The following is a 13,380-nucleotide window of genomic DNA, read 5'->3' on the forward strand; positions in this document are numbered from 1 at the left end:
ACCCTGCAGGTCGAGTGAAAGCGCAGTCGTTTTCACAAAGCCTGCCGGTCGCCGTCGTCGCCTCCGGATATCCCGATGCCCCTGTCGAACATCGAAATCGTCCACCAGGACGAGGCCCTGCTGGTGATCAACAAGCCCACCCTGCTGCTCTCGGTGCCGGGCCGCGCCGAAGACAACCGGGACTGCCTGGTCACCCGCCTGCAGGACAACGGCTACCCCGAGGCGCGCATCGTGCATCGTCTCGACTGGGAAACCTCCGGCCTGATCGTGCTGGCCCGCGACGCCGACAGCCACCGCGAGCTGTCCCGCCAGTTCCACGACCGGGAAACCGAGAAGGCCTATACCGCGCTCTGCTGGGGCGAACCGGAAGCCGACAGCGGACGCATCGAGCTGCCGCTGCGCTACGATCCGCCGACCAAGCCGCGCCATGTGGTCGACCATGAACTGGGCCGCCACGCCCTGACCTTCTGGCGGGTGCTGGAGCGTTGCGGCCACTACAGCCGTGTCGAACTGACGCCGATCACCGGCCGCTCCCACCAGTTGCGCGTGCACATGCTGTCCATCGGCCACCCACTGCTGGGCGACCGCCTCTATGCCCACGACGAGGCCCTGGCCGCCGCCGGGCGCCTGTGCCTGCATGCCAGCCTGCTGGTCCTCGGCCACCCGCAGAGCGGCGAGCGCCTGCGCTTCGAAAGCCCTGCACCGTTCTGAACGCCTCGCCCCACGCGCCGGACGTCTGACTGCAGCCCGGCGCCCTTTTCGATACACTCCGCCGCAACGCTGTCCGGAGTCCACTATGCGTACAGAACTCAACCAGGGCCTGATCGACTTCCTCAAGGCATCCCCCACCCCCTTCCACGCCTGCGCCAGCCTGGCCCAGCGCCTCGAATCCGCCGGCTACCAGCGCCTGGACGAGCGCGAAGCCTGGCCGGCCCAGCCCGGCGGACGCTACTACGTCACCCGCAACGATTCCTCGATCATCGCCATCCAGCTCGGCCGGCGCTCGCCGCTGGAGGGCGGCCTGCGGCTGGTCGGCGCCCACACCGACAGCCCCTGCCTGCGCGTCAAGCCGCAGCCGGAACTGAGCCGCCAGGGCTTCTGGCAGCTTGGCGTGGAGGTCTACGGCGGTGTCCTGCTCGCCCCCTGGTTCGACCGCGATCTGTCGCTGGCCGGCCGGGTGACCTTCCGCCGCGCCGGCCGCGTCGAGAGTCAGCTGATCGACTTCAAGCAGCCGATCGCGATCATTCCCAACCTGGCGATCCATCTCAATCGCGAGGCCAACCAGGGCTGGGCAATCAACGCGCAGAACGAACTGCCGCCCATCCTCGCGCAGGTCGCCGGCGACGAACGGGGCGACTTCCGCGCCCTGCTGGCCGAGCAACTGCAGCGCGAGCACGAGATCAACGCCGACGTGGTGCTGGATTACGAACTCTGCTTCTACGATACCCAAGGCGCGGCGCTGATCGGCCTGAACCAGGACTTCATCGCCGGCGCCCGCCTCGACAACCTGCTGTCCTGCCATGCTGGCCTGCAGGCCCTGCTCGCTGCCGGCGACACGGAAAACTGCGTGCTGGTCTGTACCGACCACGAGGAGATCGGCTCCTGCTCCACCTGTGGCGCCGATGGCCCCTTCCTCGAACAGGTGCTCGGCCGCCTGCTGCCGGATGGCGATGCCTTCGTGCGGATCATGCAGCAATCCCTGCTGGTTTCCGCCGACAACGCCCACGGCGTGCATCCCAACTACGCCGACCGCCACGACGCCAACCATGGTCCGAAGCTCAACGCCGGCCCGGTGATCAAGGTCAACAGCAACCAGCGCTACGCCACCAGCAGCGAAACCGCCGGCTTCTTCCGTCACCTGTGCTTCGACGTCGAGGTTCCGGTGCAGAGCTTCGTGGTGCGCAGCGACCTGGGCTGCGGCTCGACCATCGGCCCGATCACCGCCAGCCGGCTCGGCGTGCGCACCGTCGACATCGGCCTGCCGACCTTCGCCATGCACTCCATTCGCGAGCTGGCCGGCAGCCATGACCTGACGCATCTGGTGAAGGTCCTGACGGCCTTCTATTCGAGTCCGGCACTGCCCTGACGGCTCCAGCCCTCTCCCTGCTCCTTCCGGGAGCAGGGCCGGACGGAGCGGCGGTCAACCCCCGGAGCAGGGTCAGTCACCCTCCGGCTCAAACCAGAGTGTCGTCAATCACCAGCGCCACCTTGCCGGACACGGTGTTGCTGGCCAGCATCTCGAACGCCGCGCCGACATCCTTGGCGGCGAAGCTGTGCTCCAGACGCGGATCGAGGCGCTTCTCGGCGAACAGCGGCCAGACCTGCCGGCGCAGCTCGTCGATCAGCTCGCCCTTGAAGGCATCGTCGCGGTTGCGCAGGGTCGAACCGATCAGCTGTACCCGCTTGCCCAGCACCTTGGCCAGATCCAGCTGCGCCTCGCGCCCGCCCATCAAGCCGATGATCACCCAGCGCCCGTCGCGCGCCAGCACGTCCAGATCCAATGCCGCGTAACGCGCGCCGATGGGGTCGAGGATCACGTCGAAGGGGGCGAAGTCGCGCAGCCCCTCGAGATCCTGGGTGCGCAGCACGCCGCCCTGCGCCCCCAGCGACTCGCAGTAGGCCAGGCGCTCGGGAGAGCCGACGCTGACCCAGCAGGGATTGCCGAATGCCTTGCACAGCTGGATGCCCGCCGAGCCGACCCCGCTGGCTCCGGCGTGGATCAACACCTTCTCTCCCGCCTTGAGAGCACCCAGCTTGAACAGGTTGAGCCAGGCGGTGGCATAGACCTCCGGCAACACCGCTGCCTCGACCAGCGACAGTCCCTCCGGAACCGGCAGGACATGCCGTCCGTCGATCACCACCTCCTCGGCCATGCCGCCACCGGCCAGCAGCGCACAGACCCGGTCACCAACCTGCCAGTGGCTGCCCGCCCCGACCTCGCTGACCACGCCGGCGCACTCCAGCCCGAGCACGTCGCTGGCGCCAGGCGGGGGCGGATAGAGCCCGGCACGCTGCAGAAGATCGGCCCGGTTCAGGCCGGCCGCCGCCACACGAATCCTGATTTGCCCCACGTCACAGGAAAGCGCAGGCCGCTCGACCCACTCCACACTTCCCTCGATACCTTGCAATGCCTTCATGCTGCCTCCATAGTAGGTCCCTGAGTCAATTTGCCGTAGGCCCTGCTCCCTTCCATCAAGAAAGGAACCCGGGACCCTGCCTGACGGCCTAATATGCGTTATCACTCCCCCACTAGTCGAATGACATGAAGCGCCTTCTCCCCAGCACTCTCCTCGCCTTCACCCTCGGCCTCAGTGCTTCGCTGCTGGCCCAGACTGCTGACGCCGGCAACTGGGACGCCCTGCAACCGGACCGTGACCAGGTGATCGCCAGCCTGAACGTGGTGGAGCTGCTCAAGCGCCATCACTACAGCAAACCGCCACTCAACGATGCGCGCTCGGAAAAGATCTATGAAAGCTACCTCAAGCTGCTCGATCCGGCCCGCAGCTATTTCACCGCGGCAGATATCGCCGAATTCGACCGCTGGCGCACCCAGTTCGACGACCTCCTGAAAGGCGGCGACCTGCAGCCCGGCTTCACCATCTACAAGCGCCACCTCACCCGTCTGGAGGAGCACCTGCACTTTACCCTGAGCCTGCTCGAGAAGGGCGTGGACAGCTTCGACTTCGCCCGCGACGAGCACCTGCTGATCGACCGCGAGAACGCCCCCTGGGCGAAGGACAAGGCCGCCCTCGACGACCTCTGGCGCAAGCGCCTGAAGGACGAGGTGCTGCGCATGAAGATCGCCGGCAAGGAGCCGAAGGCGATTCAGGAACTGCTCATCAAGCGCTACCGCAACCAGCTGTCGCGCCTGGAGCAGACCCGCAGCGAAGACATTTTCCAGACCTACATCAATGCCTTCGCGCAGACCTACGACCCGCACACCAACTATCTGTCGCCGGACAACGCGGAAAACTTCGACATCAACATGAGCCTGTCGCTCGAGGGCATCGGCGCAGTGCTGCAAAGCGACAACGAGCACGTCAAGGTGGTTCGCCTGGTACCGGCCGGCCCGGCGGAGAAGAGCAAGCAGCTCGCGCCCGCGGACAAGATCGTCGGCGTCGCCCAGGCCAACGGCGAAATGGTCGACGTGATCGGCTGGCGCCTGGACGAGGTGGTCAAGCTGATCCGCGGCCCCAAGGGCTCGGTGGTGCGCCTGGAGATCATTCCGGCCAGCAACGCTCCCAACGACGAAACCAGCAAGGTGGTGGCCATCACCCGCGAAGCGGTCAAGCTGGAAGAACAGGCCGCGAAGAAGTCCGTGCTCGAGTTGCCCCACGAAGGACACTCCTACAAGCTCGGCGTGATCGAAATCCCGGCCTTCTACCTGGACTTCAAGGCGTTCCGCGCAGGCGACCCCAACTACAAGAGCACTACCCGCGACGTGAAGCGCCTGCTCAGCGAACTGAAGGCGGAAAAGGTCGATGGCGTGGTCATCGACCTGCGCAACAACGGTGGCGGCTCGCTGCAGGAAGCCACCGAGCTGACCGGCCTGTTCATCGAACAGGGTCCTACCGTGCTGGTCCGCAACAACGACGGCCGAGTCGACGTACTCGCCGATGAGAACAAAGGCACCTACTACACCGGCCCGATGGCGGTGCTGGTCAACCGCCTTTCCGCCTCGGCTTCGGAGATCTTCGCCGGTGCCATGCAGGACTATCATCGCGCCCTGATCATCGGCGGCCAGACCTTCGGGAAGGGCACGGTGCAGACCATTCAGCCGCTCAACCACGGCGAACTGAAGCTGACCCTGGCCAAGTTCTACCGGGTTTCCGGGCAGAGCACCCAGCATCAGGGCGTGATTCCGGACATCAGCTATCCGGACGAGGTCGACACCAAGGAAATCGGCGAAAGCGCCCTGCCGGAAGCCATGCCCTGGGACAGCATCCGCCCGGCGATTCGCCCGGAGGCCGACCCCTTCAAGCCGTATCTAAACGAACTCAAGGCTCGTCACGACCACCGCACGGCGCAGGATCCCGACTTTGTCTTCACCCGCAATCGTCTCGACCTGAGCCGGCAGCTGATGCAGGAAACCAGCGTCAGCCTGAACGAGAGCAAGCGGCGCGCCCAACGCGACTCCATCGAGTCCAGGCAACTGGCCATCGAAAACGAGCGACGCAAGGCCAAGGGAGAGGAACTCCTGACCGAACTGAAGGAAGAGGACGAAAACGCCCTGCCGCTGACGGACGACAAAAGCAAGAAGCCTGAAGACGATGCCTATCTGGCAGAAACCGGACGCATCCTGCTCGACTACCTGGGCCTCAGCGCTTCCCTCGCCAAACACTGATACGCTCGGGCCGATACAAAGCGGGGCCGCTCATGCAGCCCCGTTCTTTTTCACTGCTGGCAAAACCTGCCGGAAGCCGGCGATAACACGTCATACAGCCTATCCATGCCCTTCATCGCTCCTCGTAACTGAACTCGAAGACCCGCACCACCTCCGCTGCATGCCAGGACGCGGCCGCCGCACCATCGGGAGCCCCCGAAAAGCGCCCCAGTCGCGCTACACAGTCGAAGAAGCCGGGACGCGGCAGACGGCTGGCCCCCTGACTGATGACCAGCGAGCTGCGCAGTGGCCGTTCGGCACGCGCATCCAGGGCCGCCAGGTGCTCCAGCGCGGCAGCCAGCGTCTGCATGGCTGGCGGCGGCAGTTGCAGGCGCTCGATCAGCGCGCGATAGGTCAGCAGATGCCGGCTCTGACGCGCGTCATCCAGTTCGCCCAGCAGCGCCTGCCAGTGCTGGCGACTGATGCGAATGGTCAAGAATCCTCCTCCCATTCCGCAATGCCCAAGACCCGCGCCAAGGCACGCCGGATCGCGGAATCCGGCTGTCGCTCACCCGTCTCTATCATGCCCAGATAAGACGGACTGATGCCCACGGCTCTGGCCAGTTGCTCCTGCGACATGTTTTGAGCTTCGCGCAGGGCAACCAATTCCGCAAGGGTCGGAGTCACAGCAGGCGGCGCGGGCCTCTCAGGCACCTCGCCACCCTGCCCGGCAGCCCTCAGCAAGGCCTGGTAGTCGGCCCAGGGCAGCACGGCATACTCCGCTTCGCCATCGCGCATGATCACTTGAACGTTGGTACTTTTCTTCTCGTGCATCGATCCGATCCGAATGTTGACAAATTGTCTGCCACCCGAACTCACGCCCTCTGCAACCGAGGAACAGAGCAGCGCGAATCAGCGTCCTTCCGGACGGCTTGCGGCCGGCAGCCGCTCCAGTTCCACCTGGCGCTGTGGCGACTGGGCAGCCAAGCAGGCACGGAAAGCCTCCAACTCACCGCGCCAGCTGCGCACCACCCAGGCAAGTACCGCGATGTCGTCGAGAAACCCCAGACCGAGCAACCAGTCTGGAATCACATCCAGCGGAGACAGGAAATACAGCAACCCGGCGACCGCTGCGAGCAACGCCTGCTGACTGATCTGCCGGTATTCACCACGCCACCAGGCCAGACAGAGCATTTGCAGCAGGCGCAACTCCTCTTGGATACCAGCCAGCCATCGGCCCTTGCGCTCTCGTTTGCGCGCCACATCCAGCAGGAACTCGCTCAGCCGTCCGTCAGCCAGCAAGGATCGGGCAAGACGAAGAAATCGAAAGAAAAACCAGGGTGTTTTCATGATCGTCACTCCGCAAGGTGCGATTTCCCGACTTACCCACAAAGTCTGTCGGCAACGATGTGGGCAAAGGCTATAACAGCTTGGCAAAATTCCGCAGCATGCGCCTCGACAACAAATCGGACATTTTCCAACTCATGAAAAAACCAATTTGAATCAGAAAGTTGAGGATTCGTCGTAAATAGACAGAAGCGATATCAACGAAAGGCGGCAAATAACGACAATGCGTATAAAACTCAGCAGCATGACTCTCTTGCAGAAATGAAAACGCCCCACACGAAGCGGAGCGTTGTCTTGAGGCGTTCCCGACTCACTCGCCCTGGGCTTCAGCCTGCCCTGCTTCGGGTTCGGGCTCAGCTTCCTGCTCGGTCGGCTGATCCTTGATGCCCAGCAGTTCCAGTTCGAACACCAGCACCGAATTGGCCGGGATAGAAGGGCTGGGGCTCTGCTCGCCATAGGCCAGCTCACTAGGAATGTACAGCTTGAACTTTTCGCCGACATGCATCAGTTGCAGGCCTTCGACCCAGCCGGGGATAACGCCGCTGACCGGCAGGTCGATGGGACTTCCGCGCTCGATGGAGCTGTCGAACACCGTGCCGTCGGTCAGACGACCCTCATAGTGCACAGTCACCACATCGTTGGGCTTGGGCTGGGCGCCCTCGGTCTTCTTCAGCACCTCGTACTGCAGGCCGGACGCCGTGGTGGTCACGCCCTGACGCTTGGCGTTCTCCTCGAGGAACTTCTTGCCGGCCTTGGCATTCTCTTCGCCAAGAGCCGCCATGCGCTCCTCGGCCCGCTTCTGCAGGGCAGCGAAGGCCTCGATCAGCTCCTCGTCGCTCAGGCGCTGTTCCTTCTTGCCAATCGCATCCTCGATACCCTGGGCCACCGCCTTCGAGTCCAGATCATCCATGCCCTCTTGGGCCAGACTCTTGCCCATGTTCAGGCCGATACCGTAGGAGGCCTTCTGTGCGGGAGTCTTGAGTTCCACATTGGTTTGCGAATCGCAACCCGAAAGAACCAGACCCACCAAGGCCATCGCAGCGGCCAACCGATGTTGTCTCATGCTGTTTCCTTGTTCGTTCGCCATAGGGCTATCAGTGAAGGCGAAAGCTTAACAGGCGGCCGCGACCACTGGCTACGGAGATAGGAGCCCGGCAACAGCGATAAGTTCAGGTTTTCGAAGGGAGCTGGCGGGATGCCCGAGACCATCTGAATGCCCCGGCCCAGGCGGTCTGCAAAACGAAAAAGGCGGCCAAATGGCCGCCTTCTTCGTTTCGCCAAGCTCTGTCCAGCATGGCGATTTGATGTGGCGCAGCGGACGGGACTCGAACCCGCGACCCCCGGCGTGACAGGCCGGTATTCTAACCGACTGAACTACCGCTGCGCATAACCTCGATGGTGGGTGATGACGGGATCGAACCGCCGACCCTCTGCTTGTAAGGCAGATGCTCTCCCAGCTGAGCTAATCACCCTTCACTCTCGAAGTGGGGCGCATTCTAGAGAGCTGGTTTCACCTTGGCAACCCCTCGATGAAAAAAAATTTTCAGATGTTCCAAAGGGTTAGGGTTGGCCCCCCGGTTCGGGGAGAGAATAATGCGTGCTTTGTGCAACGGAGATCGCCAGCCCCATGTGGTTCCGCAACCTGCTCGTCTATCGCCTCACCCAGGATGTCCCCTTCGCCACCGAAACACTGGAAGAGGCGCTGGCAGCCAAGCCAGCCCGCTCCTGCGCCAGCCAGGAACTGGCGACCTACGGTTTCGCCGCCCCCTTCGGCAAGGGCGAGGATGCGCCCCTGGTCCACGCCAGCCAGGACTTCCTGCTGATCGCGGCACGCAAGGAGGAGCGCATCCTGCCCGGCAGCGTGGTGCGCGACGCGCTTCAGGAAAAGGTCGAGGAAATCGAGGCCGAACAGATGCGCAAGGTCTACAAGAAGGAGCGTGACCGGATCAAGGAGGACATCGTCCAGACCTTCCTGCCGCGCGCCTTCATTCGCCGCGCCACCACCTTCGCGGCGATCATGCCCAAACAGGGGCTGATCCTGGTCGACACCTCCAGCGCCAAGAAAGCCGAGGACCTGCTCTCCACCCTGCGCGAGGCCATCGGCTCGCTGCCGGTGCGGCCGCTGGGCGTGAAGACTGCACCGAGCGCCACCCTCACCAACTGGGTCAAGGCCCAGCAGGCCGCCGCGGACTTCCATGTGCTCGACGAGTGCGAGCTGCGCGATACCCACGAGGATGGCGGCGTGGTCCGCTGCAAGCGTCAGGACCTGACCGGCGAGGAGATCCAGTTGCACCTGAGCACCGGCAAGCTGGTCACCCAGTTGGCGCTGGCCTGGCAGGACAAGCTGTCCTTCGTCCTCGACGACAAGGTGGCGATCAAGCGCCTGCGTTTCGAGGATCTGCTGCAGGAGCAGGCCGAGCAGGATGGCGGCGACGACGCCCTCGCCCAGCTGGATGCCAGCTTCACCCTGATGATGATGACCTTCGCCGAGTTCCTCCCGGCGCTGTTCGAGGCCCTCGGCGGGGAGGAAATCCCCCAGGGCATCTGACCCCTACCGGCCGGCGCCGGCCGTCCGCCGGCGCTCCTGACCCAACAGCCAGCCCAGGAATTGCCCTCGAGAAAGCGCCGGGGTCTGCGTCAGCCAGGTCGCGCCGAAGAACCAGCAGGTTGCCGAGCCGCGAACGTGACACGGTGCACGGCCGCTCCAGCAGCCAAGAGGCAGGATTGTCCAGAACCGGCGGAAAGACGTGCCAGTCCGGACCAAGCGTCCGTAGAGCCACCGCCCCCGTAGTCCGGCACCGATAGTACCGCCGAGGATGGCCAGGGCGGTACCTATTCCCCCCGGGGCGTTGCCCCATCGGCTCATGATGCTCCAGCTACAGCTGCACGATCGACCACTTGCACAATAGCGCCAAATGCGAATGGGGGCTCATCTTCGCCGAACTCCTGAAATGAATCGCAGATGGCGTAGTCTTACCAGAGACCCAGGCAGCCCTGCGGGCAAGTGCCGACCAGTGCAGATCAACGGGGTGCGACAGATCCCCGCAAGTGACAGCAGGTCGCTTGCTACCTTGGTCGCAAACCGCGGATCACGGGGCGTTTTGCTGCAAGACTCTCAACTCCCGGACGATTTTTTCGCCATTGCCGAAAATGCTCGGCGGGCCACACTTGATGTAGTCAAGCCGTCCCGGGAGCTACCGCTTTGTTTGGAGCTAACATGTCGTTGTCCATCGGGGTGATCACTCTGGCCGCCCTGGCCTACATGGCCACACTCTTCGCCATCGCCTTCTACGGCGACCGCCGCAACGCGCCCCTGCCACCGCGCATGCGCGCCTGGGTCTACAGCCTCTCGCTGGCCGTGTACTGCACCAGCTGGACCTTCTTCGGCGCGGTCGGCCAGGCCACCGAACAGCTCTGGGACTTCCTGCCGATCTACCTCGGTCCGGTACTGCTGCTGCTCTTCGCGCCGTGGATGCTGCAGAAAATGGTGATGATCAGCAAGCAGGAAAACATCACCTCCATCGCCGACTTCATTGCCGCGCGCTATGGTAAGTCGCAACCGCTGGCAGTGGTGGTCACTCTCATCTGCATGGTCAGCGTGCTCCCCTACATCGCCCTGCAGCTGAAAGGCATCGTGCTCGGCGTCAACCTGCTGATCGGTGCCGGACCGGACAGCACCGGCACCCGCGCCCAGGACACGGCGCTGGTGGTAACCCTGTGCCTGGCACTGTTCACCATCCTGTTCGGCACCCGCACCCTGGACGTTACCGAACACCATCGCGGCATGATGCTGGCCATCGCCTTCGAATCGCTGGTCAAGCTGTTCGCCTTCCTCGCGGTGGGCGCCTTCGTCACCTACGGCCTGTACGACGGATTCGACCACCTGCTCGAGGAGGCCAAGTCCGCCCCGCAGCTGGCGGAATTCTGGGACAAGGGGACGAACTGGCCGGCGCTGCTGGTGCAGACCGGCGTAGCGATGATGGCAATAGTTTGCCTGCCGCGACAGTTCCATGTGACCGTAGTGGAAAACACCGAGCCACACGACCTGCGCCTGGCACGCTGGGTGTTTCCGCTGTACCTGGTGCTCGCCGCCCTGTTCGTGATCCCCATCGCCCTGGCCGGTCAGCTGCGCCTGCCGGCCGGAATCATTCCCGACACCTTCGTGATCAGCCTGCCCCTGGCCGAGCACCACCCGGCACTGGCGCTGCTGGCCTTCATCGGCGGCGCCTCGGCCGCCACCGGCATGGTCATCGTCGCCAGCGTGGCACTCTCCACCATGCTCTCCAACGACATCATGCTGCCCTGGCTGCTGCGTCGCAAAAGCACCGAGCGCCCCTTCGAAGCCTTCCGTCACTGGATGCTCAGCGTGCGCCGGGCCAGCATCGTCGGCATCCTGCTGCTGGCCTATGTCATCTATCGCCTGCTTGGCCCTACCACCAGCCTGGCGACCATCGGCCAGCTCGCCTTCGCCGCGATCTCCCAGCTGACACCGGCCATGCTCGGCGCGCTGTACTGGAAGCAGGCCAACCGCCGCGGCGTATTCGCCGGGCTCGCCACCGGCGCGCTGCTGTGGAGCTATACCCTGGTCCTGCCGCTGATCGCCCAGCGCATGGGCTGGCCACTGCGCGAACTCCCCGGCCTCGAGTGGCTGGCGAGCCGACCGCTGGGCCTGCCGATCACTTCGATTACCTTGGGGATGCTGATCTCGCTGGCCGGCAACTGGGCAGTCTTCGCTATCGTCTCCATGCTCTCGCGTACCCGCGTTTCCGAGCACTGGCAGGCCAGCCGCTTCGTCGGCCAGGAAATCAACCGGCGCTCCGGCGGCCGGTCCCTACTCGCGGTGCAGGTGCAGGATCTGCTCGAACTCGCCGCGCGCTTCGTCGGCGAGGAGCATGCGCGCCGGAAGTTCGAGCGCTTCGCCCTACGCCAGGGCAAGGAGTTCAATCCCAACCAGGCGGCGACCAGCGAGTGGATCGATCACACCGAGCGCCTGCTCGCCGGGGTGCTTGGCGCCTCCTCGACCCGAGCGGTGGTCAAGGCGGCCATCGAAGGGCGGGAAATGCAAGTCGAGGATGTGGTGCGCATCGTCGACGAGGCCTCCGAGGTGCTGCAGTTCAATCGCGCCCTGCTGCAGGGTGCCATCGAGAACATCACCCAGGGCATCAGCGTGATCGACGGTTCTCTGCGTCTGGTGGCGTGGAACCGCCGTTACCTGGAGTTGTTCGACTATCCGGAAGGCCTGATCTACGTCGGCCGGCCGATCGCCGACCTGATCCGCTACAACGCCGAACGCGGCCTGCTCGGTTCGGGCGATGTGGAGGAACATGTCAGCAAACGGCTGTACTGGATGCGCCTGGGCACGCCGCACACCTTCGAACGGCTGTTCCCCAACGGCCGGGTCATCGAGCTGATCGGCAATCCCATGCCTGGCGGCGGCTTCGTCACCAGCTTCACCGACATCACCGAGTTCCGTGAAGCCGAGCGTGCTCTCAAGGAGGCCAACGAAGGCCTCGAGCAACGCGTGGCCGAGCGGACCCAGGAACTCTCCAAGCTGAACCAAGCGCTGGTCGAGGCCAAGGCCCATGCCGAATCGGCCAACCAGTCGAAGACCCGCTTCCTCGCCGCGGTCAGCCACGACCTGATGCAGCCGCTCAATGCTGCGCGCCTGTTCGCCGCGTCCCTCGCCCATCAGGACCCTGTCCTGCCGCCCGAGGCACAGAAGCTGGTGCGGCACCTGGACTGCTCGCTGCGCTCGGCCGAGGACTTGATCACCGACCTGCTGGACGTCTCCCGCCTGGAAAGCGGGCGCATCACCACGGAGCGCACCAACTTCCCCATCGCCGACCTGTTCGACACCCTAGGCACCGAATTCAAGGCACTGGCTCAGGAACAGGGCATCGACTTCCACCTGCGCAGCAGCCGCCTGCGCATCAACAGCGACATGAAACTGCTGCGCCGGGTGCTGCAGAACTTCCTCACCAACGCCTTCCGCTACGCCAAGGGCCATGTGCTGCTGGGAGTGCGCCGCCAGGGCGACCAGCTGCGCCTGGAGGTCTGGGACCGCGGCCCGGGCATCCCGGAAGACAAGCGCCAGGAGATCTTCGAGGAGTTCAAACGCCTGGACAGCCACCAGACCCGTGCGGAAAAAGGCCTCGGCCTAGGCCTGGCGATCGCCGATGGCCTTTGCCGCGTACTCAACCATCGGCTGGAAGTGCGCTCCTGGCTCGGCAAGGGCAGCGTGTTCAGCGTCACCGTCCCGCTGGCCCGCAGCGTCGCCCCTGCCGTCACGGCCAAGTCCGACGGCACGCTGCCGCTCAATGCCCACACCCTGGCCGGCGCTCAGGTCCTCTGCGTGGACAACGAGGACAGCATCCTCACCGCCATGCACAGCCTGCTCTCGCGCTGGGGCTGCCAAGTGTGGACGGCGCGCAATCGCCTGGAGTGCGAGCAGCTGCTGGAGGGCGAGCTGCGCCCACAGGTGGCACTGGTGGACTATCACCTCGACCAGGGCGAAACCGGCACCGAGCTGATGGCCTGGCTGCGCACCCGCCTCGGCAAGCCGCTGCCCGGCGTGGTGATCAGCGCCGACGCGCGACCCGAAACCGTGGCCAAGATCCATGCCACCGGCCTCGACTACCTGGGCAAGCCGGTCAAGCCGGCAGCGCTGCGCGCCCTGCTCAGCCGCCACCTGGCCCTGCGCTGAACGGAGG

At 64.6% G+C, this 13,380-nt stretch carries 10 protein-coding genes and 2 tRNA genes; 5 read left to right on the forward strand and 7 right to left on the reverse strand.

All coding sequences use genetic code 11. The annotated features are described in order from the left end of the window. Nucleotides 1-75 precede the first annotated feature (75 nt). On the forward strand, nt 76-711 hold the full coding sequence (locus ACG10_RS14340) for an RluA family pseudouridine synthase (RefSeq protein WP_089168720.1): 636 nt from the start codon (nt 76-78) through the stop codon (nt 709-711). Nucleotides 712-796: 85 nt separating this feature from the next. Further along, nucleotides 797-2,086 (forward strand): M18 family aminopeptidase, encoded by a 1,290-nt coding sequence (locus ACG10_RS14345; RefSeq protein ID WP_089168721.1) that lies wholly within the window; start codon nt 797-799, stop codon nt 2,084-2,086. An 88-nt stretch (nt 2,087-2,174) separates the two neighbouring features. Here the strand turns inward: ACG10_RS14345 and ACG10_RS14350 are convergent, their stop codons facing one another. Further along, entirely contained in the window at nt 2,175-3,137 is a 963-nt protein-coding gene (locus ACG10_RS14350) for a zinc-binding dehydrogenase (protein ID WP_089168722.1), read from the reverse strand. Nucleotides 3,138-3,262: 125 nt separating this feature from the next. On the opposite strand from ACG10_RS14350, the gene ACG10_RS14355 reads away from it, so the two are divergent. Next, a complete protein-coding gene (locus ACG10_RS14355; RefSeq protein ID WP_039802935.1) occupies nt 3,263-5,344 on the forward strand; it encodes a carboxy terminal-processing peptidase in 2,082 nt (693 codons plus the stop codon). A 112-nt stretch (nt 5,345-5,456) separates the two neighbouring features. On the opposite strand, the gene ACG10_RS14360 is transcribed toward ACG10_RS14355, so the two are convergent. The 6 genes from ACG10_RS14360 to ACG10_RS14385 all read right to left on the reverse strand — a co-directional run bounded on the left by ACG10_RS14360 (nt 5,457) and on the right by ACG10_RS14385 (nt 8,142). Then, entirely contained in the window at nt 5,457-5,819 is a 363-nt protein-coding gene (locus ACG10_RS14360; protein ID WP_039802933.1) for a hypothetical protein, read from the reverse strand. Continuing rightward, nucleotides 5,816-6,157, reverse strand: a complete 342-nt coding sequence (locus ACG10_RS14365; protein WP_089168723.1) for a helix-turn-helix domain-containing protein — start codon at nt 6,155-6,157, stop codon at nt 5,816-5,818. The genes ACG10_RS14360 and ACG10_RS14365 overlap by 4 nt, the downstream gene beginning before the upstream one ends. A 78-nt stretch (nt 6,158-6,235) precedes the next feature. Beyond that, entirely contained in the window at nt 6,236-6,673 is a 438-nt protein-coding gene (locus tag ACG10_RS14370) for a YkvA family protein (protein WP_198318950.1), read from the reverse strand. Between the two features lie 307 nt (nt 6,674-6,980). Next, nucleotides 6,981-7,733 carry an FKBP-type peptidyl-prolyl cis-trans isomerase gene (locus ACG10_RS14375; RefSeq protein WP_089168724.1) on the reverse strand — a complete coding sequence of 251 codons (753 nt, stop codon included), beginning with the start codon at nt 7,731-7,733 and terminating at the stop codon, nt 6,981-6,983. Between the two features lie 244 nt (nt 7,734-7,977). After that, a tRNA-Asp gene (locus ACG10_RS14380) sits at nt 7,978-8,054 on the reverse strand. A 12-nt stretch (nt 8,055-8,066) separates the two neighbouring features. Beyond that, nucleotides 8,067-8,142 (reverse strand) — tRNA-Val (locus ACG10_RS14385). Between the two features lie 155 nt (nt 8,143-8,297). On the opposite strand from ACG10_RS14385, the gene rdgC reads away from it, so the two are divergent. Both rdgC and ACG10_RS14395 read left to right on the forward strand, forming a co-directional pair. After that, the gene (gene rdgC / locus ACG10_RS14390; protein WP_089168725.1) at nt 8,298-9,218 is read left to right on the forward strand and encodes a recombination-associated protein RdgC; all 921 of its coding nucleotides are present in this window, start codon (nt 8,298-8,300) and stop codon (nt 9,216-9,218) included. A gap of 669 nt (nt 9,219-9,887) precedes the next feature. Beyond that, nucleotides 9,888-13,373, forward strand: coding sequence for a hybrid sensor histidine kinase/response regulator (locus ACG10_RS14395; protein WP_089168726.1), 3,486 nt, complete (start codon nt 9,888-9,890; stop codon nt 13,371-13,373). The last annotated feature ends 7 nt before the right edge of the window (nt 13,374-13,380 follow it).

Source organism: Azotobacter chroococcum, assembly GCF_002220155.1.
Taxonomy (GTDB): Bacteria; Pseudomonadota; Gammaproteobacteria; order Pseudomonadales; family Pseudomonadaceae; genus Azotobacter; species Azotobacter chroococcum.

What these genes read in the sequence shown, in the direction of transcription:
- ACG10_RS14345 (WP_089168721.1), top strand. Translation starts at nt 797, where the DNA reads ATGCGTACAGAACTCAACCAGGGCCTGATCGACTTCCTCAAGGCATCC.
- ACG10_RS14365 (WP_089168723.1), bottom strand. Translation starts at nt 6,157, where the DNA reads ATGCACGAGAAGAAAAGTACCAACGTTCAAGTGATCATGCGCGATGGC.
- ACG10_RS14350 (WP_089168722.1), bottom strand. Translation starts at nt 3,137, where the DNA reads ATGAAGGCATTGCAAGGTATCGAGGGAAGTGTGGAGTGGGTCGAGCGG.
- rdgC (WP_089168725.1), top strand. Translation starts at nt 8,298, where the DNA reads ATGTGGTTCCGCAACCTGCTCGTCTATCGCCTCACCCAGGATGTCCCC.
- ACG10_RS14355 (WP_039802935.1), top strand. Translation starts at nt 3,263, where the DNA reads ATGAAGCGCCTTCTCCCCAGCACTCTCCTCGCCTTCACCCTCGGCCTC.
- ACG10_RS14395 (WP_089168726.1), top strand. Translation starts at nt 9,888, where the DNA reads ATGTCGTTGTCCATCGGGGTGATCACTCTGGCCGCCCTGGCCTACATG.
- ACG10_RS14375 (WP_089168724.1), bottom strand. Translation starts at nt 7,733, where the DNA reads ATGAGACAACATCGGTTGGCCGCTGCGATGGCCTTGGTGGGTCTGGTT.
- ACG10_RS14340 (WP_089168720.1), top strand. Translation starts at nt 76, where the DNA reads ATGCCCCTGTCGAACATCGAAATCGTCCACCAGGACGAGGCCCTGCTG.
- ACG10_RS14370 (WP_198318950.1), bottom strand. Translation starts at nt 6,673, where the DNA reads ATGAAAACACCCTGGTTTTTCTTTCGATTTCTTCGTCTTGCCCGATCC.